The sequence below is a fragment of the Streptomyces sp. S465 genome (genome assembly GCF_026898115.1).
GTDB lineage: Bacteria > Actinomycetota > Actinomycetes > Streptomycetales > Streptomycetaceae > Streptomyces > Streptomyces luomodiensis.
This window is the reverse complement of sequence record NZ_CP114036.1, coordinates 2,560,197-2,579,675: the sequence shown is the minus strand read 5'-3', so window position 1 is coordinate 2,579,675 and position 19,479 is coordinate 2,560,197. Positions and strand designations below refer to the sequence as shown.

Here is a 19,479-nt window from a genome sequence, read left to right as displayed (position 1 = left end):
CGTGAACGGCCTGTCGACCGCGTTCATCCTCCTCGGACTGTTCCTGCTCGGCGGGGTCATCTCCTTCGTCAAGCAGGGCATGTCCAAGAGCATCATCACGCTGCTCGGCGTCGGCGCCGCGATGGCGCTGCTCGCCGGGGTCCTGCGGCTCGAGGTGTGGAATTGAGCGACGACACCCCCATGAAGCCCGTGCCCACCAAGACGCCGAAGAACGTCGTGGTCTTCGACTACGGATTCGGCAACGTACGCTCCGCCGAGCGGGCCCTCGCCCACGTCGGCGCGCGGGTCGAGATCACCCGCGACTACGAGGCGGCCATGGCCGCCGACGGCCTCCTCGTCCCCGGCGTCGGCGCCTTCGCCGCCTGTATGCAGGGGCTGCGCGCGGCGCGCGGCGACTGGATCGTGGGGCGCCGGCTGTCCGGCGGCCGCCCGGTCATGGGCATCTGCGTCGGCATGCAGATCCTCTTCGGGCGCGGTATCGAGCACGGCGTCGAGGCCGAGGGCCTGGAGGAGTGGCCCGGCACGGTCGAGCCGCTGCGCGCCCCCGTCGTCCCCCACATGGGCTGGAACACGGTCACGGCGCCCCAGGACTCGCGGCTGTTCGCCGGGCTGGACGGGGGCGAGCGGTTCTACTTCGTCCACTCCTACGCGGTCCGCACCTGGGAGCTGGAGGTCACCAACCCGCACATCCCCGCTCCCAAGGTCTCCTGGACCACCCATGGCGAGCCGTTCGTCGCCGCCGTGGAGAACGGCCCGCTGTGGGCCACCCAGTTCCACCCCGAGAAGTCGGGTGACGCCGGAGCGCGGCTGCTCCGCAACTGGCTCGACACGCTCTGACCGGCCCGCGCCGGCTCCCACCCGCCCGCACGACCGACCGAAGGTTGCCCGCATGCCCACGCACCGCCTCGAACTCCTCCCCGCCGTCGACGTCCGCGACGGCCAGGCCGTCCGCCTCGTGCACGGCGAGTCCGGCTCCGAGACGTCGTACGGCGACCCGATGGAGGCCGCCCTGGCCTGGCAGCGCGCGGGCGCCGAATGGCTGCACCTGGTGGACCTCGACGCCGCCTTCGGCACCGGGGACAACCGCGCGCAGATCGCCGAGGTGGCCCGTGCCATGGACCTCAAGGTCGAGCTGTCCGGCGGCATCCGCGACGACGCCTCGCTGGCCGCCGCCCTGGCCACCGGCTGCGCCCGGGTGAACCTCGGCACGGCCGCCCTGGAGACCCCCGAATGGGTCGCCAAGGTCATCGCCGAGCACGGCGACCTCATCGCGGTGGGCCTCGACGTGCGCGGCACCACCCTGCGCGGCCGCGGCTGGACCCGTGACGGCGGCGATCTGTACGAGACCCTGGCCCGCCTCGACTCCGAGGGCTGTGCCCGCTACGTCGTCACCGACATCGCCAAGGACGGCACCCTCCAGGGCCCCAACCTGGAGCTGCTGCGCAACGTCTGCGCCGCGACGACCAAGCCCGTCGTCGCCTCCGGCGGCGTTTCCTCCCTCGACGACCTGCGCGCCCTTGCGACCCTGGTACCGGAAGGTGTCGAGGGCGCCATTGTGGGCAAGGCGCTCTACGCCAAGGCGTTCACCTTGGAAGAGGCGTTGGAGGCGGTATCCGTATGACCTCACCCGAGACCGCGCGGCGGGTCCAGACCGAGAGCCCCTGGGAGGAGAACATCGGGTTCGCACGGGCCGTGGAGGCCGGTGACCTGGTGCTCGTCTCCGGGACGATGCCGCTCGCGGAGCGCGGTGTGCTGGAGGGCGAGGGCGATCCGTACGAACAGACCCTCGCGGCCTTCCGCCATGCGCTGGACGTCCTGAAGAAGTTCGACCTGGGCGTCGAATCGGTGGTCCGCACCCGTATGTACATCACCCACGCCCGCGACGTGGACGAGGTGGGCCGCGCCCACAAGGAGCTCTTCGACGCCGTGCGCCCCGCCGCCACGCTGGTCGTGGTGTCCGGCTTCGTCGACTCGCGGGTCCTGGTGGAAGTGGAACTGGAAGCATTCCGAGGAGCACGACAGTCATGACCCTGGCGGTCCGAGTCATCCCCTGCCTGGACGTGGACAACGGCCGGGTCGTCAAGGGCGTCAACTTCCAGAATCTGCGCGACGCGGGCGATCCGGTCGAGATGGCCAAGGTCTACGGCGAGGAGGGCGCGGACGAGCTGACCTTCCTCGACATCACCGCCTCCTCCGGCGACCGCGAGACCACCTATGACGTGGTCCGCCGCACCGCAGAGCAGGTCTTCATCCCGCTGACGGTCGGCGGGGGCGTCCGCACCCCGGAGGACGTCGACAAGCTGCTGCGCGCCGGGGCGGACAAGGTCGGCGTCAACACGGCCGCCATCGCCCGCCCCGAACTCATCCGCGAGATCGCCGAGCGCTTCGGCAGCCAGGTCCTGGTCCTCTCGGTCGACGCCCGCGCCTGTCCCGAAGGGACGGTGACGGCCTCCGGCTACGAGGTCACCACCCACGGCGGCCGCCGGGGCACCGGGATCGACGCCGTCGAGTGGGCCCACCGCGCCGCGGAGCTGGGCGCCGGGGAGATCCTGCTGAACTCGATGGACGCGGACGGCACCAAGGACGGCTACGACACGGCCATGATCGAGGCCGTCCGCAAGCACGTCACCATCCCGGTCATCGCCAGCGGCGGCGCGGGGAAGCTCGCCGACTTCCCGCCGGCGATCGCCGCGGGCGCGGACGCGGTGCTGGCCGCGTCCGTCTTCCACTTCGGCGATCTGCGGATCGGCCAGGTCAAGGACGAACTGCGGAGGGCCGGGCACCCGGTCCGCTAGGCCCTGTCCGGTGGATCGTCGCGGGCCCGCGACACCGCTCCTCCTCCGGCCGAGATCCGCCGGAAGGGCCCTGGCCCAACGGCCGGGGGCGGGGCGGACCGCAGCACGGTCCGCCCCACCCCCGGGGCCCGCCTACTTCGTGTCCGAGTCCGGCCGCTCGCGGTACGCGTCGACGATGCCGCGTTCCAGGACCGCGAACTTCTCCAGGATGTCGCCCTTCTTGCCCGCCCCGACGTCCTCCGTCCGGTAGCGGCGCTCGCCGAGGAAGGCCAGGCTGTCCCGGTCGAAGACCCATTCGGTGGCGGTCGACGCCCACTTGTCGGTACGGGCGATGCCGACCCCGTGCCGCCCGGCCGCGTCCACCGCGTCGTCGACGCGCTTCACCCCGGGGAGCTTCGCGGCGGCCTTGTAGATGGCGGCGGCGTTCTCCGGCGGCATGACGTTCTCCGACAGCAGTTCGCCGATCAGGTCGAAGACGGCCTGCGCCTTCTCGTGCCCCTCCTCCGGCTCGGTCATCCGGTACAGCTCCTTGAGGAGGGCGTCCGGGTCGGTGGGCAGGGACGACAGCCAGAGGTACGTCGGCCGGTGGACGCCCGCCGGAGTGCCGGGGCCCCCCTCGTTGAGCGGGAAGTAGGCCCCGTCCTCGTGGATCAGGCCGATCTTGATCACGGGCTTGGAGATCTGTGACTTCCAGATCTCCCGCTCGTGCAGCGGGTCCAGCTTGGAGGAGCCGTCCTCCTTCAGCTCGGCTCCCGCCATCAGACTCTTGACGTAGACCAACTGGTCTTCCCGTACCGGCTTGACGTCCGTCTTCTCGGCGACGCCGGCGATCCGGTCGAGCAGGACGGCGGCGCTCTCCCGGGGCTGGCCGGAGCCGTTGCCGGACTCCCCGCCCGCGGTGAGGGTGACGGCCAGCGCCCCGGCCAGCGCCAGGCCCGCGGCGGGCATCAGCAGCGCCGGGCGCAGCATCCGCCGCCGGACCTTCTGGGCGGGCGCGGGGGTGGTGCGGTTCTGGTCGTCATCGATGTGCTGCATCAAACGGTCCTTGTGGTGGAGGTAGGGCTCGGAAGGAACGTCCCGTTCGGCCGGGGCGGGAAGCAGCCGGGCCAGTTCCTCGCGCTCCGCTTCCTCGTGCCCGGCCCGTGCGGGACCGGAGCCGGCGGCGTTCATCGGGGTTCCTCCTGAAGTTCCTGAAAGGGCAGGGCCGCGAACGCGGCCTCGCTCCGTACCTCTCCGCGGCGAGGTCGCGGTTCCTTCTTTTCTTCCGCGAGTTTCTGCTCGGCGAGCTTCCGCAGCCGGGCGCGGGCGCGGGACAGGCGCGAGCGCACGGTCCCCACCGGAACCCCCAGCGCCTGCGCGGCCTGCGCGTAATCCAGGCCGGACCATACGCACAGCGCCAGCACCTCCTGCTCGCCGCGCCGCAGGCGGCCGTACACCTTGCGTACGGCCGCGAGCCGGCGGGCGTCGTCGATGCGCCCGGCGGCCTCGTCGGCGAAGTCCGCCACCGGGTCGGGGGCGGGGCGGCGGGCCAGGAAGGCCAGCCGGCGGCCGATGCCCCGGTTGGCGTTCCGCGCCTTGTTCGTCGCCACGCCCAGCAGCCACGGTTTCAGCGTGCCGTCGCCGGGCTCCAGTTGCTCCCGGTTACGCCAGGCGTCGAGGAACGTGTCCCCCATCACCTCCTCGGCGACCGACCAGTCGCCGGTCAGCCGGTAGGCGTGGTTGTACACCGTGCGCGCGTAACTCTCGTAGAGCTCTGCGAACGCCTCGCGGTCACCCGCCCGAATCCGCGCCCGCACACCCTCAGTCATGTCGTTTACACCTCACACCCGTGCCTCTCCGCACGCCGGAGGTGGTTCCCGTGACCTGCGCCACATGTGCTGCGCGGGCGCTGACCGCGCCCCGTGCCCGGCTGCTCGGCGACGGGGCCCCGCCGACGGCGGCCTGAGCTCAGCCGACCCGGACGGTGGGCTGGTGCAGGACGGGGAAGTTGACCGAGTTGGCGATGAAACACGCCTCGTGCGCGTCCCTGTGCGCCGCGCGCGCCCGCTCCACCATCGCCGCGTCGGCGACGGTGACCACCGGGTTCAGCACCACCTCGGTGAAGCGCCCGCTGTGCCCGGCCGCCTCCTCCATGACCCCGGTGGCGACGTCCTCGTACGCCGTGACCCGTACCCCGTCCCGGGCGCATACCGAGAGGTAGGTCAGCATGTGGCACTGGGAGAGCGAGGCCAGCAGGAACTCCTCCGGATTCCAGCACTCCGCATCCCCCAGGAACGCGGGATCGGCACTGGCCCGCAGGGTCGGCTTGCCGTCGCCGATGACGTCGTGCGACCGCCCGTAGTCGCGGTAACCACTCGTCCCCGAACCGGTGTTGCCGGTCCAGCGGACGGTGGTGCGGTAGGAGTGCTTCCGGCCCATGGTCTGCGTGCTCCCTTTCGTGATCTACGGCGCTCAGCTATCGCGCGATCGAGGTGCGACCGTATCCGGAGCGCCGACTGGGTGTGGCGCACCCAGGAGAAGGGCGTCCTGGTATAGGGGCGCTGACCTGCGCAGACTCGGTGGTGCAGGACAGCGAACGGCAGCAGGATCGAGAGGGATACCGCCATGAACGCCAGCAACGTCACGGGCAAGGTCGTGCTCATCACCGGGGCCAGCAGTGGGATCGGGGAGGCGACCGCGCGTCGGCTCGCCGCCGACGGGCACCGGGTCCACCTGGGGGCGCGCCGGACCGAGCGGCTCGGGGAGCTGGCCGCGCAGATCACCGCCGACGGCGGCACCGCCGCGTACCAGCGGCTCGATGTCACCTCGGCCGAGGACGTGCGCGCCTTCGTGGCCGCCGCCCGGGAGCGGTTCGGGCGGGTGGATGTGATCGTCAACAACGCCGGGGTGATGCCGCTCTCGCCGCTGGAGGCGCTGAAGGTCGACGAGTGGGACCGGATGCTCGATGTGAACGTGCGCGGGGTGCTGTACGGCATCGCCGCGGCCCTGCCGGTGATGAAGGAGCAGGGCGGTGGGCACATCGTGAACATCGCCTCGGTCGGCGCGTACGAGGTGGTGCCGACCGCCGCGGTCTACTGCGCCACCAAGTTCGCCGTCCGCGCCATCACGGAGGGGCTGCGCCAGGAGTCGGCCGGTGACATCCGGACCAGCCTGGTCTCCCCGGGCGTGACCGAGTCCGAACTCGCCGACTCCATCTCCGATGAGGGCGCCCGCGAGGCCATGAAGACCTACCGCTCGGTGGCCATCCCCGCCTCCGCGATCGCGGACGCCATCGCCTACGCCATCGGTCAGCCCGCCGAGGTCGACGTCAACGAGATCGTGGTCCGCCCGGCCGCGAGCGCCCAGTAGGGGCACGGGCGCGCAGCGCCGGCGTCCAGCGCCGGCGTTCCCCGGCCGGCTCGACGCGCGGGCCGACGCGGGGCTGACGCCGGCTCAGCCGGCCCGGAGGCGGCGGGTCCGGTCCCGTGGCCTGCCGACTTGACGCCGTTGCCGGGGCCCGCTTTGATCGCAGCAGTCGCACCGGTGTCCAGCCCGGTGCCGCCCAAGAGGCAAGAGGCGCGCCCAGCCGGTAGGGGACCCGGTTCCGGTCCCGAGCCCGGACTCAGTCGCCAGGACGGCGGATGCCGTCCGAGGCGGGGTCGTTGCCCGCGAGTGTTGGAGCTTTCATGCCCGCCAGCCATGCCCACCGCCTTCGCCGCCGCTGGGCCGTCGCTTCGGTGGCGGCGGCCGCCGTCGCCGCCGCCGTCGTGGCCGTGTCCCTGTCCAACGGGGCCAACGGGGCCGACGCGTCCGAAGTGGCGCTGCCGCCCGTCCACGGCGGTTTCGACTACCAGATCGGCGGGGAGTACACCCCGCCGAAGGGCGTCGACATCGTCAGCCGCGACCGCGCGGACTCCCCGGCGGACGGGCTCTACAACATCTGCTACGTCAACGCCTTCCAGGTCCAGCCGGGCGAGCGCAAGCAGTGGCCGGACGACCTGCTGCTGCGCGACAAGAACGGCGATCTGGTCATCGACGAGGACTGGAACGAGCCGCTGCTCGACATCGGCACCGCCAAGAAGCGCGAGCGCGTGGCCGACAAGGTCAACACATGGATCGACGGCTGCGCCGACAAGGGCTTCGACGCCATCGAGCCCGACAACTACGACAGCTACGAACGCTCCCAGGACCTGCTGACCCCCAACGACGCCAAGGCGTTCATCGCCCTGCTGTCCGAGCACGCCCACGCCCAGGGGCTGGCCATCGGTCAGAAGAACACCGCCGAGCTGCTGTCCGGCCGGAAGGCGGCCGGGCTGGACTTCGCGGTGGTCGAGGAGTGCGGCCAGTACGACGAGTGCGATGCGTTCGCCAAGGCGTACGACGATCACGTCGTGGTCGTCGAGTACGGCGAGGAGGGCTTCGCCAAGGCGTGCGAGGGCTGGGGCGACCGGCTCAGCGTCGTCCTGCGGGACGTGGACGTCTCCACCGACGACAGCGAGGACTACGTCCGCGAGACGTGCTAGGGAGTCCGCTCGACGCCCCGCCCGCCGCGCGGGCGGGCGGGGCTCGTGGGTTTCTCACGGGCCCGGTGCGGCCGGGCGCGGTGACCACAGGGGGCCGGGCCGGCCGACGAGGCCGCTCAGATGCCGAGCTTGGCCTCCTGCGCCGCGGCCACGGCCTCCTTGTCGCCCTCCAGCTCGACCCGGGCGGCCTTCTGACGGCCGGTGAGGAAGATCACCAGCTCGCCCGGTTCGCCGGTGACCGTGACGACCGGGACGCCTCGGCGGGCCACCGCCGTACGGCCGTCCGGACGGCGCAGCACCAGGCCGACCGGGGAGCGGCGGCCGAACACCCGGGCGCCGCGCTCGATCCGGGACCACAGCGTGTCGGCGAAGACGGGGTCCAGCTCGCGCGGTGTCCAGTCCGGCCGGGCCCGGCGCACATCCTCGGCGTGGACGTAGAACTCGAAGCTGTTGGCCCCCTCGTCCACCTGCTTCAGCGCGAACGGCGACATCCGCGGCGGACCGGTGCGGAACAGCTGGAGCAACTCCTCGTACGGCTTCGCCGCGAACTCCTCCTGCACCCGGGCCAGCCGCGCGGCCAGCGGCTTGACCAGCACCCCGGCGGCCGCGTCGGGGCGGCGCTCGCGGACCACCAGATGGGCCGCCAGATCGCGGGTGGTCCAGCCCTCGCACAGCGTGGGGGCCCCGGGGCCCGCGTTCTCCAAGAGGTCGGCGAGGAGCAGGCGTTCGCGCTTCGCGTGAGTGGACATACGGCCACCCTACGGCCGGGACCCGCCCGCGGCCATGAGAATCGCCGCTGAGGCGGCCCCGCCACCGCGCCGGGCCCACCCCGGCCAGGGCTCACCCCGGCAGGGGCTCGCTCAGCTTCTTGCCGTCCGGGCCGGCGCTCAGCGTGAGCGCGCAGGAGACCTGGTCCTCGCCCTGGACGGTGTAGGTGCTCAGGGCGGGATAGAGCGCGTAGTAGTAGTACATCCGGCCGTCGTTGGGGATGCTCTTCAGCCGGTTCTTGGCGTCCGTGCCGCACAGCGAGAGCGCCTTGGACTGGATCGCCTTCTCGGAGGAGAAGTCACCGCTCAGCGTCTCATTGGCGATCACCTCGCCGTCGTGCGGGCTGCGGCAGGACCGCTTCTCGATCTTCGTGACGCTGCTGTCCAGCGCCGGATGGTCGAAGCACTGGCCGGGATCGAGCACCACATACGGCACCCGGTCACCGGGCGCGGCGGACTCCGACGCGCCCGGGTCCGCCGAGTCCGAGGCGTCCGGATCACCGTCGGGGACATCGCTCCCACCGCCCAGCGGCGCGCCCTGGCCGGGGTCCTCCGAGCCCGGCGGGGCGGCGGAGGCGGACGGCCCGGCGTCCGAGGGCGAGGAGCGGGGACTGTCCGAGGCGGAGGCGGACGGGCCGGCGTCGGCCGACGTCTCCTTGCCGCCGCCGTCGTCCTTCGTCCCGATGACGATCGCGCCGACGACCACCGCGACGGCCACCACCGCCGCGATGACGATCGCGGTGACCTTGGAGCCGCTGCTGCCGGGCGGCGGGGGAGGGGGCGGCATCGCGCCCGGGGGTATGGAGCCCGGCGGCACAGCGCCCGGCGGCGGACCGCCGGGCAGCGGCACCGGCGGGTGGGGCGGGCCGAAACCGCCACTCGGCAGCGCGGGCGGACCCGGTTGAGCGGGCTGGTCCGCCGGGGGCGGCGGCCCGAAGCCCTGCTGCGGTGGCTGTGGCTGTGGTTGCGGCGGCGGACCGAACCCCCCGCCGTCTCCAGGCCGGTTGGGGTCGTTCGACGGCGGCGGAAACGTCATGTCCGAAGCATGCCCCATTCCACCGACAACCCGGTCATCGGGCTCGGGCGGGCCGGCCGGACAGGGATTGTTCGCGGGGACGCCCGCCCGGCCGTGCAGAATGGTCGCATGACCGGCTCCGACCGCCCCTCCGCCCTCGACCCGGCCCTCGCCGCCCGCCTCAAGCGCGGTGCCGACGGGCTGCTGCCCGCCATCGCCCAGCAGTACGACACCGGTGAGGTGCTGATGCTCGGCTGGATGGACGACGAGGCGCTGCACCGCACCCTCACCACCGGCCGCTGCACCTATTGGAGCCGCAGCCGCCAGGAGTACTGGGTCAAGGGCGACACCTCCGGCCATGTCCAGCTGGTCAAGTCCGTCGCCCTCGACTGCGACGCCGACACCATCCTCGTCAAGGTCGACCAGGTCGGCGCCGCCTGCCACACCGGTGACCGCACCTGCTTCGACGCCGACGTGCTCCCGCTCGGCCAGTAGACCGGCCGCAGACCGGCGACAGACCAGCCACCGACCGGCCGCCATCCGACCCGGCCACCATCCAACCCAGTCCCCGTGCCCCGCCGGGCTTCCCGGCCCTCGACCCAGGACGCTGTCACGATGGATCTCGAGACCTTCCGCAAGCTGGCGGCCGACCGCCGCGTCATCCCCGTCAGCCGCAAGCTGCTCGCGGACGGCGACACCCCCGTGGGCCTCTACCGCAAACTGGCCGCCGAGCGGCCCGGCACCTTCCTGCTCGAATCCGCCGAGAACGGCCGCTCCTGGTCCCGCTACTCCTTCATCGGCGTCCGCAGCGCCGCCACCCTCACCGAGCGCGACGGCCGCGCCCACTGGCTGGGCACCCCGCCCGTCGGCGTTCCCACCGGAGGCGACCCCCTCCAGGCGCTGCGCGCCACCGTCGAGGCCCTGCACACCCCCCGTGACCTCGGGGGCCTGGTCCAGCTGCCGCCGTTCACCGGCGGCATGGTCGGCTACCTCGGCTATGACATCGTCCGCCGCCTGGAGAAGGTCGGCGAGCACGGGCGGGACGATCTGCGGCTGCCCGAGCTGACCATGCTGCTCACCTCGGACCTCGCGGTGCTGGACCACTGGGACGGCACCGTGCTGCTGATCGCCAACGCGATCAACCACAACGACCTCGAAACGGGCGTGGACGAGGCGTACGCGGACGCCGTGGCGCGGCTCGACGCGATGGCCGCCGACCTCGTCCGCCCCATGCCCACCGACCCCGCCGCGCTGCCCGACTCCGAGCTGCCCGAGTACACCGCGCTGTGGGGCGGCGAGGACTTCATGGCGGCCGTGGACGACATCAAGGAGCGCATCCGCGCGGGCGAGGCGTTCCAGGTCGTCCCCTCGCAGCGGTTCGAGACGCCGTGTTCCGCGAGCGCCCTCGACGTCTACCGGGTGCTGCGCGCCACCAACCCGAGCCCCTATATGTACCTCTTCCGGTTCGAGGGCTTCGACGTGGTGGGCTCCAGCCCGGAGGCCCTGGTCAAGGTCGAGGACGGCCGGGCCATGCTGCACCCCATCGCCGGCACCCGGCACCGGGGCGCCACTCCGCAGGAGGACGCCGCCCTCGCCGAGGAGCTGCTCGCCGACCCCAAGGAGCGGGCCGAGCACCTGATGCTCGTCGACCTCGGCCGCAATGACCTGGGCCGGGTCTGCGAGCCCGGCAGCGTCGAGGTCGTCGACTTCATGTCGATCGAGCGCTACAGCCATGTCATGCACATCGTCTCGACGGTCACCGGCAGCCTCGCCGAGGGCCGTACGGCCTTCGACGTGCTCACCGCCTGCTTCCCCGCGGGCACCCTCTCCGGCGCCCCCAAGCCGCGGGCGCTCCAGATCATCGAGGAGCTGGAGCCGAGCCGCCGCGGGCTGTACGGCGGCTGTGTCGGCTATCTCGACTTCGCGGGCGACTCCGACACCGCGATCGCCATCCGTACCGCGCTGCTGCGCGAGGGCACGGCGTACGTCCAGGCGGGCGCGGGGATCGTCGCCGACTCCGACCCGGTGGCCGAGGACGCGGAGTGCCGCAACAAGGCGGCAGCGGTGCTGCGGGCGGTGCACTCGGCGAACCGGCTGGGGCGGTAGGTCCCGTATTCCCGGGGAACGGTCCGACGGTCCCGTATCGCCGGGAACGGTTCGTCGGTCCGGTATCCCCGGGAACGGCCCCGTACCCCGGTGGGGGATAGTGGTAGGCGTGACTGCAGCAGCCGTACCTCAGCCCAGGGCCGAGAACGAGCCCTCCGCCCCCGCCGCGCGCGGCCGCCGAAGCAGCCTTGCCATCGCCCTGCTCGCCGGTGCGCTCGGCGCCGCCCTCGTTCTGCTGGCCACCAGCCGCAAGTGGGCCGAGGGCACCGCCTCAGTCGCCCAGGGCTCCCTCCCGCAGAGCGCCAACGGCGATGACATCACAGGGCTGCCCGGCGCGCTCGCGGTCGTCGGCCTCGCCGCGCTGGTCGCGGTCTTCGCCGTGCGCCGCATCGGCCGCGTCGTCGTCGCGGCGCTGCTCACCCTCAGTGGCGCGGGCATCGTCATCAGCTCGGTCCTCGGCGCCTCCGACAAGGCGGCGCTGGAGGAGAAGGCGTCCAAGGTGAGCGGACTGACCCACAGCCCGATCCACGACGTGGCGTACACCACCTGGCCGTGGGTCGCGGCGGCGGGCGGGGTGCTGCTGCTGCTCGCGGGCGTTCTCGCCCTGGGGTACGGCCGCCACTGGCCCGCCATGTCCGGGCGGTACGAGCGCTCGGGCACCGCGGGCCGCGGCCGCGTCCGGCGCGGCGCACCGGCCCCCGACCCGGACCGCCCCGAGGAGCTGTGGAAGGCCCTGGACCGGGGCGAGGACCCGACCGAGGCGCCGGCCGAGACCCCGACCGAGACCCCGGTTGAGGCCCCGGTTGAGGCCCCGGTGCGGCAGGAGGCCGAGCGGGGCGCCTAGGGAGCCCGTCCGGGGCGCCTAGGGAGCCCGTCCGGGCCGCCCACCCGCCCATCCGTCCGGGCCGCCCACCCGCCTGCCCTCCCCTCTCGCACCGCAAGGTCCACCCCCGCTCAAGGGTGTTTCGCGCGTCGGGGACAATGGCGTGGGAGCGTTCGCCCCCGGGCGCCCGGACCAGGCGCAGTACAGCTACGAGGAGTATTCATGGCGGGTCACAACCACGGACACACCCCGGCCGCCTGGACCGGTGTCACCATCGCCTTCATCGGATTCTGTGTCGCCGGCGCGTTCACCGTGGCGGCCAAGCCGGTCGGCTTCTGGGCGGGCATCGTGATCATCGCCCTCGGCGGCGTCGTCGGCGCGGCGATGCGCGCGGCCGGGCTGGGCATGCCCAAGTCGCAGCACCCGCAGCCGCAGCCCGCGGCGAAGTCGCAGCCGCAGGCGCAGGCGCAGACCCAGCAGTGAGCCGGGGCGCGGTCCGGGGCTCCGGCCGCCTCCACCTCGCTCGGCACTGAGCCGTTCGGAGGCCGGTGCACAGGCCCCGGGCCGCGCCTCGATGGCTCCCCGGGCAGACTCGGCGGTGTGACCGAACCACCGCCGGCCGTCCCGGTTCCCCTGGTGCGGCGCCTCGCCGCCCCTTTCGGCGTGCTCGCGGGTGTCCTCGCCGCCTTCGGCTACGTCGGCGCCGTTGACCCCCGGGAGCCCGGTCACTATCCCGTCTGCCCGCTGCTGCGGCTCACCGGGCTGTACTGCCCCGGCTGCGGCGGGCTGCGCGGCGCCCATGCCCTCGTGCACGGCGATCTGCCGGCCGCCCTGCGCGACAACGCCCTCGCCGTCGGCTGCTACGCCGTCTTCGCCGTCTGCTGGGTGGTGTGGTGCGTGCGCGGCCGCTTCCCGGCGGCGCGGCTCTGGCACGCGGGCGCGCTCGGCGGGGCGGCCCTGGTTTTCACCATTGTCCGGAATTTTCCGTTCGGGGGACTGCTGACGCCATGACCGCTGTTCTGTATGTCCACGTGGTGGGCATCTGCGTCAACCGGATGCGAAACATCGGCCTTACGGCGGCTACCATCGCAGTGCCGGGTGACGCGGTGGACCGCCCCGCCCGGCGCCGATCAGAAGCTTCATCCCCGTCCCGGAAGGGGGCCGCTCGGTGAGTGTGCTCGACGAGATCATCGACGGAGTCCGTGCCGACCTCGCGGAGCGGCAGGCGCGCGTCACCCTCGACGAGCTCAAGCAGCGGGCGGCCGGCGCGCGGCCGGCGAAGGACGGTGCCGCCGCCCTCAAGGGCGACAGCGTCAAGGTCATCTGCGAGGTCAAGCGGTCCAGCCCGTCCAAGGGCGCGCTCGCCGCGATCGCCGACCCCGCCGGGCTCGCCGCCGACTACGAGGCGGGCGGCGCGGCCGTCATCAGCGTGCTGACCGAGCAGCGGCGCTTCGGCGGCTCGCTGGCCGACCTGGAGGCCGTAAGGGCCAAGGTCGACATCCCGGTGCTCCGTAAGGACTTCATCGTCACCTCGTACCAGCTGTGGGAGGCGCGGGCGTACGGCGCCGACGTGATCCTTTTGATCGTCGCCGCCCTGGAGCAGGAGGCCCTGGTCTCGCTCATCGAGCGGGCCCAGTCGATCGGGCTGACGCCGCTGGTCGAGGTGCACGACGAGGAAGAGGTGGCCCGTGCGGTCGACGCGGGGGCCCGGGTGATCGGGGTCAACGCGCGCAACCTCAAGACCCTCGAGGTGGACCGCTCGAACTTCGCCCGGATCGCACCGGAGATCCCGGACCACATCGTCAAGATCGCGGAGTCGGGCGTGCGCGGACCGCACGACCTGATCGCCTACGCGAACGACGGCGCGGACGCGGTGCTGGTCGGCGAGTCCCTGGTGACCGGACGCGACCCCAAGGCCGCGGTGGCCGACCTGGTGGCCGCGGGCGCCCATCCGGCGCTGCGCCACGGCCGGGACTGACGAGACGGGAACGGCGGACCATGGAGACGTACGCGCGCCTGGCCCGGGGCTGTCGGCCCCGGGGCTGCCGTGCGCCCGCGCGGCGGGTGCGGGGGCGGCGCGTGCGCTACCACATCGGATGTGAGCCGGGGCAGATCAACGGGCGTCGATGGCGCCGGGCGGCAACGCGCTGAGCGGGGCCTTTTAGGGGTTTGACAGCCCCCGGCCACCGCCGGGAGGTGTCGTTTGTCGATGTATCGCCGTATCGCCTATCGCCGTATCGGTCTATCGACGTCTCGACGTCTCGGCAGCGACGTGCCCCGTCGGCCCGCTCGGACACGGTTCCCCACACCCATCACACCTGTTGCGGGGCGATGCCCCGAACGAGGAGTACATCGCATGTCCTCTGATTTCTTCATCCCGGACCCGGAGGGTCAGGTGCCCAGCGCCGAGGGGTATTTCGGCGCCTTCGGCGGCAAGTTCATCCCCGAGGCGCTCGTCGCCGCGGTCGACGAGGTCGCCGCCGAGTACGAGAAGGCCAAGGCGGACCCCGCCTTCGCGGCCGAGCTCGAGGACCTGATGGTCAACTACACCGGCCGGCCCAGCGCGCTGACCGAGGTGCCGCGGTTCGCCGAGCACGCCGGGGGTGCCCGGGTCTTCCTCAAGCGGGAGGACCTCAACCACACCGGCTCCCACAAGATCAACAACGTGCTGGGGCAGGCCCTGCTCACCAAGCGCATGGGCAAGACCCGCGTCATCGCCGAGACCGGCGCCGGTCAGCACGGCGTGGCCACGGCCACCGCGTGTGCGCTGTTCGGGCTCGAGTGCACCATCTACATGGGCGAGGTGGACACCCAGCGGCAGGCGCTCAACGTGGCGCGGATGCGGATGCTGGGCGCCGAGGTCATCGCCGTGAAGTCCGGCAGCCGCACCCTGAAGGACGCCATCAACGAGGCGTTCCGGGACTGGGTCGCCAATGTGGACCGCACCCACTATCTCTTCGGCACCGTGGCCGGACCCCACCCCTTCCCGGCCCTGGTGCGCGACTTCCACCGGGTGATCGGCGTGGAGGCCCGGCGGCAGATCCTGGAGCGGACCGGGCGGCTGCCGGACGCGGTCGCGGCCTGCGTGGGCGGCGGGTCCAACGCGATCGGGCTGTTCCACGCCTTCCTGCCGGACGAGAGCGTGCGGATCGTCGGCTTCGAGCCCGCCGGGCACGGGGTGGCCACCGGGGAGCACGCGGCCACGCTGAGCCAGGGCGAGCCCGGCATCCTGCACGGCTCCCGGTCGTATGTGCTCCAGGACGAGGACGGCCAGATCACCGAGCCGTACTCGATCTCGGCCGGACTGGACTACCCCGGCGTCGGACCGGAGCACGCGTACCTGAAGGACACCGGCCGCGCCGAGTACCGGGCGGTCACCGACGACGAGGCGATGCGGGCGCTGCGGCTGCTGTCGCGGACCGAGGGCATCATCCCGGCGATCGAGAGCGCCCACGCGCTGGCGGGCGCCCTGGACCTCGGCCGTGAGCTGGGGAGCGACGGCGTGGTGCTGGTCAACCTCTCCGGGCGCGGCGACAAGGACATGGACACGGCGGCCCGGTACTTCGGGCTGTACGACCGGGACGAGCGGCGGGACGACCAGCGGAACGAGCAGCGACACGACCAGGGGGAGAAGTGATGGCCGGAAATCTGGAGCTGCTGGGATCGGTCCTGGCGAAGGCCAAGGGCGAGGGACGCGCCGCGCTCGTCGGCTATCTGCCCGCCGGTTTCCCCTCCGTCGACGGCGGGGTGGACGCGATGACCGCCATGATCGAGGGCGGCTGCGACATCGTCGAGGTCGGCCTGCCGCACAGCGACCCGGTGCTCGACGGACCGGTGATCCAGACCGCCGACGACATCGCGCTGCGCGGCGGGGTCAAGATCCGCGATGTGATCCGCACGGTGGGGGAGGTGCACGCCCGGACGGGTGCGCCGATCCTGTGCATGACGTACTGGAACCCCGTGGACCGGTACGGCGTCGAGCGGTTCGCCGCCGATCTCGCCGAGGTGGGCGGCGCGGGCTGCATCCTGCCCGATCTGCCGGTCGAGGAGTCGGAGATCTGGCGGAAGGCCGCCGAGCAGCACGGTCTGGCGACCGTGTTCGTGGTCGCGCCCAGCAGCCGTGACGAGCGGCTGGCGAAGATCACGGCGGCGGGCAGCGGTTTCGTCTACGCGGCGTCCCTGATGGGCGTCACCGGAACGAGGGAATCGGTGGGACAGGAGGCGCGCGCGCTGGTGGAGCGCACCCGTCGCACCACCTCGCTTCCGGTGTGCGTGGGGCTCGGCGTCTCCAATGCCACGCAGGCGGCGGAGGTCGCGGGGTTCGCCGACGGCGTCATCGTGGGCTCGGCCTTCGTCAAGCGGCTGCTGGACGCCGACGGCGACACCGAGGCCGGTCTGGCGGGGCTGCGCGAGCTCGCGGGTGACCTGGCGGAGGGCGTCCGCGCCGGCCGCCGCTAACCGGCCGCCGATCGGCCGCTGGTCGGCCGTTGGAGGGTCACTCGTTGGAGGGAACAACGAGGCGGAGGAGCTCAGCGGTGCTCCTCCGCCTCGTTAGGCGAGGGCGTGAGCCAGAGAAACCGTGGTGAGGGAAAGCGCGGCGCCCGTGAGCGCCTGCGGGAACAGCGTGAACGGGAGCGGGCGCGCGCGAAGAGGAAGCGGACGCTGGGGGTCCTGGGGGCGGTGGTGGCCGTCTTCGCCGTGGCCGCGGGGGTGGGCATGTTCGCGTCCAGAACCGATGACGACTCGGGCAAGTCGGGCAGCGCCGTGGTGCCGCCGCGCGGAGCGGCCGGCAAGGGACGTCTGGTGATCCCCTCGGGGAAGAAGGGGGAGCCGGGCGAGCCGGGGGAATCGAGCAAGGGATCGGGGAAGGGCGCCCCGGCGACCCTGACGGTGTTCGAGGACTTCCGCTGCCCTGGGTGCAAGCAGTTCGAGGACGTCTTCCGCAAGACCGTCCACGAGCTCCAGGACGACGGCCGGCTCAGGGTCGAGTACCACCTGGTGACGATCATCGACGGAAACCTCGGCGGCACCGGTTCGCTCCGCGCGGCGAACGCGGCGGCCTGCGCCCAGGACCGGGACCCCGACACGTTCCGGGCGTACCACGATGTGCTCTACCGCCATCAGCCCGAGGAAACCCGGGACGCCTACGCCCACAACAGCAGGCTGATCAAGCTGGCCGGCACGGTCCCCGGGCTGGTCACCCCCGCCTTCCGGAAGTGCGTCGAGGACGGCCGGCACGACACCTGGGTACGGAAGTCCAACGACGTCTTCACCCACTCCGGCTACGCCTCCACCCCGACGGTGCTGCTGGACGGGAAGTCCGTGTACGGCGACCCCGACAAGCCGCTGAGCCCCAAGAAGCTCAAGCGCATGGTCCTCGCGGCGACCCGCGACTGACCCTCGTTATGCAGCCGTTGTGCCGGGTGGGTTGCCGCATCTCCCGCCCGGCACGGTAGCGTCGGTCCTGCCATGGACCTCCTCGCTTACATTCCCAGCCCGTCGTCCGGCGTGATCTATCTCGGTCCGGTCCCGCTGCGCGGCTATGCGTTCTGCATCATCATCGGCGTCTTCGTCGCGGTCTGGCTCGGCGGGCGGCGCTGGGTCGCCCGGGGCGGCCAGGTCGGCACCGTCGCCGACATCGCCGTCTGGGCCGTGCCCTTCGGCCTGGTCGGAGGGCGCCTCTACCACGTCATCACCGATTACGAGCTGTACTTCACCGACGGCCGTGACTGGGTGGACGCCTTCAAGATCTGGCAGGGCGGCCTCGGGATCTGGGGGGCCGTGGCGCTGGGTGCGCTGGGCGCCTGGATCGGCTGCCGCCGCCGGGGCATCCCGCTCCCGGCGTACGCGGACGCCATCGCGCCCGGTATCGCCTTCGCCCAGGCGATCGGGCGCTGGGGCAACTGGTTCAACCAGGAGCTGTACGGCAAGGCGACCACGCTGCCGTGGGCGCTGAAGATCGACGGCGACGCCGACGCGGGCCGGGTGGCCGGCACGTACCACCCGACCTTCCTGTACGAGTCGCTGTGGTGCGTCGGGGTGGCCCTGCTGGTGATCTGGGCGGACCGTCGCTTCACGCTGGGGCATGGCCGGGCGTTCGCCCTCTATGTCGCGGCCTACACCGTGGGCCGCTTCTGGATCGAGTACCTGCGGGTGGACGACGCCCACCATGTGCTGGGGCTGCGGCTCAACGACTGGACGTCCATCGTGGTCTTCCTGGGCGCGGTGGCCTACATGGTGATCTCCGCCAAGAAGGCCCCCGGCCGGGAGGCGGTCGTGGAGCCCGCGGCGGCCGGGGACGCGGCCGAGAAGAGCGACGGCGCGGACGGGCCGGGCGCGGACACGGCGGCGGCGGACACGGCGGCGGCGGACACGGCCGCTGTCGACGAGGCCGCCGCGGACACGACCAAGCCGGACGCGACCGACGCGGACAAGCCCGCCGCGGACGCGACCGATGCGGACACGACCGCGGACAAGCCGGCCGCGGACACGACCGGTGCGGTGGCCGCCGAGGCGGAGCCCTCCCGGAAACCCTGACCCGCGCCACCGTGCGCCCAACGGGCCGCCGACCCCCTCGGGGTTCGGCGGCCTCTTTACGTTTCCGCAGGTCAGCGAGGTAAGTTCGGCCTTCCTTGCTGGCGGAGCAGGGGAATCCGTGCGTACCTTCGAACCGTTGGAGTGAGCGCAGCATCGCCACACCCTTCGCGAAGGGAGCACATCTTCATATGTCCGTCATCGACAGCACCGAGTCCCCGCATATCGCCCACCGCGACAACCACACCCACCGTGATGTGAACGGCGGCTGGCTGCGTCCGGCCGTCTTCGGTGCCATGGACGGACTGGTCTCCAACCTCGCGCTGATGACCGGTGTGGCCGGCGGTGCCGTGGACCGGCAGACCATCGTGATCACCGGTCTGGCGGGACTGGCGGCCGGTGCTTTCTCCATGGCCGCCGGTGAGTACACCTCCGTCGCCTCCCAGCGCGATCTGGTCCAGGCCGAGCTGGAGGTGGAGCGGCGCGAGCTGCGCAAGCACCCGGTGGACGAGCTGGAGGAGCTGGCGGCGCTCTATGAGTCGCGCGGTGTGGAGCCGGCCCTGGCCCGGGAGGTGGCCGAGCAGCTGTCCCGGGACCCCGAGCAGGCGCTGGAGATACACGCCCGCGAGGAGCTGGGCGTGGACCCGGACGACCTTCCGTCGCCGCTGGTCGCGGCGGTGTCCTCGTTCGGCTGCTTCGCGCTGGGTGCGCTGCTGCCGGTGCTGCCGTATCTGCTGGGCGCCACCGCGCTGTGGCCGGCCGTGCTGCTGGCGCTGATCGGGCTGTTCGGCTGCGGTGCGGTGGTGGCGCGGGTGACCGCCCGCTCCTGGTGGTACAGCGGGCTGCGGCAGCTGGCGCTGGGAGGTGCGGCGGCGGGTGTGACCTACGCCCTGGGCACTTTCTTCGGAACGGCCGTAGGATGACATACCATACGGCG

The 19,479-nt window shown here is 72.4% G+C and carries 24 protein-coding genes; 19 read left to right on the top strand and 5 right to left on the bottom strand.

Going from position 1 to position 19,479, the window contains the following annotated elements; translation table 11 throughout:
- Nucleotide 1: 1 nt before the first annotated feature.
- From N6H00_RS11110 to hisF, 5 genes are read left to right on the top strand one after another with little or no spacing between them, the layout of a single operon-like run.
- Nucleotides 2-166, top strand: a complete 165-nt coding sequence (locus N6H00_RS11110) for a hypothetical protein (RefSeq protein ID WP_268971439.1) — start codon at nucleotides 2-4, stop codon at nucleotides 164-166.
- A 14-nt stretch (nucleotides 167-180) separates the two neighbouring features.
- A complete protein-coding gene (gene hisH / locus N6H00_RS11105; protein ID WP_268976919.1) occupies nucleotides 181-837 on the top strand; it encodes an imidazole glycerol phosphate synthase subunit HisH in 657 nt (218 codons plus the stop codon).
- Nucleotides 838-889: 52 nt separating this feature from the next.
- Nucleotides 890-1,621 (top strand): bifunctional 1-(5-phosphoribosyl)-5-((5-phosphoribosylamino)methylideneamino)imidazole-4-carboxamide isomerase/phosphoribosylanthranilate isomerase PriA, encoded by a 732-nt coding sequence (priA, locus tag N6H00_RS11100; protein WP_268971437.1) that lies wholly within the window; start codon nucleotides 890-892, stop codon nucleotides 1,619-1,621.
- On the top strand, nucleotides 1,618-2,028 hold the full coding sequence (locus N6H00_RS11095; protein ID WP_268971436.1) for a Rid family hydrolase: 411 nt from the start codon (nucleotides 1,618-1,620) through the stop codon (nucleotides 2,026-2,028). Before priA ends, N6H00_RS11095 begins: the two co-directional genes overlap by 4 nt.
- A complete protein-coding gene (gene hisF, locus N6H00_RS11090) occupies nucleotides 2,025-2,795 on the top strand; it encodes an imidazole glycerol phosphate synthase subunit HisF (RefSeq protein WP_268971435.1) in 771 nt (256 codons plus the stop codon). Before N6H00_RS11095 ends, hisF begins: the two co-directional genes overlap by 4 nt.
- Before the next feature lie 132 nt (nucleotides 2,796-2,927).
- On the opposite strand, the gene N6H00_RS11085 is transcribed toward hisF, so the two are convergent.
- From N6H00_RS11085 to N6H00_RS11075, 3 genes are all read right to left on the bottom strand, one after another.
- Nucleotides 2,928-3,965: a CU044_5270 family protein gene (locus tag N6H00_RS11085; RefSeq protein ID WP_268971434.1), complete on the bottom strand. Its 1,038-nt coding sequence runs from the start codon at nucleotides 3,963-3,965 to the stop codon at nucleotides 2,928-2,930.
- Nucleotides 3,962-4,603 carry an RNA polymerase sigma factor gene (locus N6H00_RS11080; protein WP_268971433.1) on the bottom strand — a complete coding sequence of 214 codons (642 nt, stop codon included), beginning with the start codon at nucleotides 4,601-4,603 and terminating at the stop codon, nucleotides 3,962-3,964. The genes N6H00_RS11085 and N6H00_RS11080 overlap by 4 nt, the downstream gene beginning before the upstream one ends.
- Before the next feature lie 139 nt (nucleotides 4,604-4,742).
- Nucleotides 4,743-5,213 (bottom strand): OsmC family protein, encoded by a 471-nt coding sequence (locus tag N6H00_RS11075; RefSeq protein WP_268971431.1) that lies wholly within the window; start codon nucleotides 5,211-5,213, stop codon nucleotides 4,743-4,745.
- A 186-nt stretch (nucleotides 5,214-5,399) separates the two neighbouring features.
- Between N6H00_RS11075 and N6H00_RS11070 the strand changes: the two genes are divergently transcribed.
- Nucleotides 5,400-6,143: an SDR family oxidoreductase gene (locus N6H00_RS11070; RefSeq protein WP_268971430.1), complete on the top strand. Its 744-nt coding sequence runs from the start codon at nucleotides 5,400-5,402 to the stop codon at nucleotides 6,141-6,143.
- 317 nt (nucleotides 6,144-6,460) lie between these two features.
- Nucleotides 6,461-7,297 (top strand): endo alpha-1,4 polygalactosaminidase, encoded by an 837-nt coding sequence (locus N6H00_RS11065; protein WP_268971429.1) that lies wholly within the window; start codon nucleotides 6,461-6,463, stop codon nucleotides 7,295-7,297.
- Nucleotides 7,298-7,413: 116 nt separating this feature from the next.
- On the opposite strand, the gene N6H00_RS11060 is transcribed toward N6H00_RS11065, so the two are convergent.
- Nucleotides 7,414-8,046: a TIGR03085 family metal-binding protein gene (locus N6H00_RS11060; protein WP_268971428.1), complete on the bottom strand. Its 633-nt coding sequence runs from the start codon at nucleotides 8,044-8,046 to the stop codon at nucleotides 7,414-7,416.
- A 91-nt stretch (nucleotides 8,047-8,137) separates the two neighbouring features.
- Nucleotides 8,138-8,851: a hypothetical protein gene (locus N6H00_RS11055; RefSeq protein WP_268971427.1), complete on the bottom strand. Its 714-nt coding sequence runs from the start codon at nucleotides 8,849-8,851 to the stop codon at nucleotides 8,138-8,140.
- A 357-nt stretch (nucleotides 8,852-9,208) separates the two neighbouring features.
- Here N6H00_RS11055 and hisI point away from each other — a divergent pair, with 357 nt between their 5' ends.
- The 12 genes from hisI to N6H00_RS11000 all read left to right on the top strand — a co-directional run bounded on the left by hisI (nucleotide 9,209) and on the right by N6H00_RS11000 (nucleotide 19,465).
- Nucleotides 9,209-9,574: a phosphoribosyl-AMP cyclohydrolase gene (gene hisI / locus N6H00_RS11050; RefSeq protein ID WP_268971426.1), complete on the top strand. Its 366-nt coding sequence runs from the start codon at nucleotides 9,209-9,211 to the stop codon at nucleotides 9,572-9,574.
- Nucleotides 9,575-9,694: 120 nt separating this feature from the next.
- On the top strand, nucleotides 9,695-11,185 hold the full coding sequence (locus tag N6H00_RS11045; protein ID WP_443072928.1) for an anthranilate synthase component I: 1,491 nt from the start codon (nucleotides 9,695-9,697) through the stop codon (nucleotides 11,183-11,185).
- A gap of 109 nt (nucleotides 11,186-11,294) precedes the next feature.
- Nucleotides 11,295-12,029 (top strand): TIGR02234 family membrane protein, encoded by a 735-nt coding sequence (locus tag N6H00_RS11040; protein ID WP_443072927.1) that lies wholly within the window; start codon nucleotides 11,295-11,297, stop codon nucleotides 12,027-12,029.
- Nucleotides 12,030-12,230: 201 nt separating this feature from the next.
- The gene (locus tag N6H00_RS11035; RefSeq protein ID WP_268971423.1) at nucleotides 12,231-12,491 is read left to right on the top strand and encodes an HGxxPAAW family protein; all 261 of its coding nucleotides are present in this window, start codon (nucleotides 12,231-12,233) and stop codon (nucleotides 12,489-12,491) included.
- Nucleotides 12,492-12,608: 117 nt separating this feature from the next.
- Nucleotides 12,609-13,019 carry a DUF2752 domain-containing protein gene (locus N6H00_RS11030; protein ID WP_268971422.1) on the top strand — a complete coding sequence of 137 codons (411 nt, stop codon included), beginning with the start codon at nucleotides 12,609-12,611 and terminating at the stop codon, nucleotides 13,017-13,019.
- 157 nt (nucleotides 13,020-13,176) lie between these two features.
- Nucleotides 13,177-13,986 carry an indole-3-glycerol phosphate synthase TrpC gene (trpC, locus tag N6H00_RS11025; protein WP_268971421.1) on the top strand — a complete coding sequence of 270 codons (810 nt, stop codon included), beginning with the start codon at nucleotides 13,177-13,179 and terminating at the stop codon, nucleotides 13,984-13,986.
- Nucleotides 13,987-14,006: 20 nt separating this feature from the next.
- Complete coding sequence (trpM, locus tag N6H00_RS40490) at nucleotides 14,007-14,159, top strand: tryptophan biosynthesis modulator TrpM (protein WP_432280573.1); 153 nt, start codon at nucleotides 14,007-14,009, stop codon at nucleotides 14,157-14,159.
- A 205-nt stretch (nucleotides 14,160-14,364) separates the two neighbouring features.
- A complete protein-coding gene (gene trpB, locus N6H00_RS11020) occupies nucleotides 14,365-15,645 on the top strand; it encodes a tryptophan synthase subunit beta (RefSeq protein ID WP_268971420.1) in 1,281 nt (426 codons plus the stop codon).
- Nucleotides 15,645-16,466, top strand: a complete 822-nt coding sequence (trpA, locus tag N6H00_RS11015; protein ID WP_268971419.1) for a tryptophan synthase subunit alpha — start codon at nucleotides 15,645-15,647, stop codon at nucleotides 16,464-16,466. Before trpB ends, trpA begins: the two co-directional genes overlap by 1 nt.
- 105 nt (nucleotides 16,467-16,571) lie before the next feature.
- Nucleotides 16,572-17,405 (top strand): DsbA family protein, encoded by an 834-nt coding sequence (locus tag N6H00_RS11010; RefSeq protein ID WP_268971418.1) that lies wholly within the window; start codon nucleotides 16,572-16,574, stop codon nucleotides 17,403-17,405.
- A gap of 72 nt (nucleotides 17,406-17,477) precedes the next feature.
- Entirely contained in the window at nucleotides 17,478-18,545 is a 1,068-nt protein-coding gene (gene lgt, locus N6H00_RS11005) for a prolipoprotein diacylglyceryl transferase (protein WP_268971417.1), read from the top strand.
- A 188-nt stretch (nucleotides 18,546-18,733) separates the two neighbouring features.
- Complete coding sequence (locus tag N6H00_RS11000) at nucleotides 18,734-19,465, top strand: VIT1/CCC1 transporter family protein (RefSeq protein ID WP_268971416.1); 732 nt, start codon at nucleotides 18,734-18,736, stop codon at nucleotides 19,463-19,465.
- Nucleotides 19,466-19,479: the final 14 nt, after the last annotated feature.

Bases quoted from the DNA above. Each gene is read 5' to 3' on its own strand.
- hisH (WP_268976919.1), top strand. From the start codon at position 181: ATGAAGCCCGTGCCCACCAAGACGCCGAAGAACGTCGTGGTCTTCGAC.
- priA (WP_268971437.1), top strand. From the start codon at position 890: ATGCCCACGCACCGCCTCGAACTCCTCCCCGCCGTCGACGTCCGCGAC.
- N6H00_RS11095 (WP_268971436.1), top strand. From the start codon at position 1,618: ATGACCTCACCCGAGACCGCGCGGCGGGTCCAGACCGAGAGCCCCTGG.
- hisF (WP_268971435.1), top strand. From the start codon at position 2,025: ATGACCCTGGCGGTCCGAGTCATCCCCTGCCTGGACGTGGACAACGGC.
- N6H00_RS11085 (WP_268971434.1), bottom strand. From the start codon at position 3,965: ATGAACGCCGCCGGCTCCGGTCCCGCACGGGCCGGGCACGAGGAAGCG.
- N6H00_RS11080 (WP_268971433.1), bottom strand. From the start codon at position 4,603: ATGACTGAGGGTGTGCGGGCGCGGATTCGGGCGGGTGACCGCGAGGCG.
- N6H00_RS11075 (WP_268971431.1), bottom strand. From the start codon at position 5,213: ATGGGCCGGAAGCACTCCTACCGCACCACCGTCCGCTGGACCGGCAAC.
- N6H00_RS11070 (WP_268971430.1), top strand. From the start codon at position 5,400: ATGAACGCCAGCAACGTCACGGGCAAGGTCGTGCTCATCACCGGGGCC.
- N6H00_RS11065 (WP_268971429.1), top strand. From the start codon at position 6,461: ATGCCCGCCAGCCATGCCCACCGCCTTCGCCGCCGCTGGGCCGTCGCT.
- N6H00_RS11060 (WP_268971428.1), bottom strand. From the start codon at position 8,046: ATGTCCACTCACGCGAAGCGCGAACGCCTGCTCCTCGCCGACCTCTTG.
- N6H00_RS11055 (WP_268971427.1), bottom strand. From the start codon at position 8,851: ATGCCGCCCCCTCCCCCGCCGCCCGGCAGCAGCGGCTCCAAGGTCACC.
- hisI (WP_268971426.1), top strand. From the start codon at position 9,209: ATGACCGGCTCCGACCGCCCCTCCGCCCTCGACCCGGCCCTCGCCGCC.
- N6H00_RS11045 (WP_443072928.1), top strand. From the start codon at position 9,695: ATGGATCTCGAGACCTTCCGCAAGCTGGCGGCCGACCGCCGCGTCATC.
- N6H00_RS11035 (WP_268971423.1), top strand. From the start codon at position 12,231: ATGGCGGGTCACAACCACGGACACACCCCGGCCGCCTGGACCGGTGTC.
- trpM (WP_432280573.1), top strand. From the start codon at position 14,007: ATGGAGACGTACGCGCGCCTGGCCCGGGGCTGTCGGCCCCGGGGCTGC.
- trpB (WP_268971420.1), top strand. From the start codon at position 14,365: ATGTCCTCTGATTTCTTCATCCCGGACCCGGAGGGTCAGGTGCCCAGC.
- trpA (WP_268971419.1), top strand. From the start codon at position 15,645: ATGGCCGGAAATCTGGAGCTGCTGGGATCGGTCCTGGCGAAGGCCAAG.
- lgt (WP_268971417.1), top strand. From the start codon at position 17,478: ATGGACCTCCTCGCTTACATTCCCAGCCCGTCGTCCGGCGTGATCTAT.
- N6H00_RS11000 (WP_268971416.1), top strand. From the start codon at position 18,734: ATGTCCGTCATCGACAGCACCGAGTCCCCGCATATCGCCCACCGCGAC.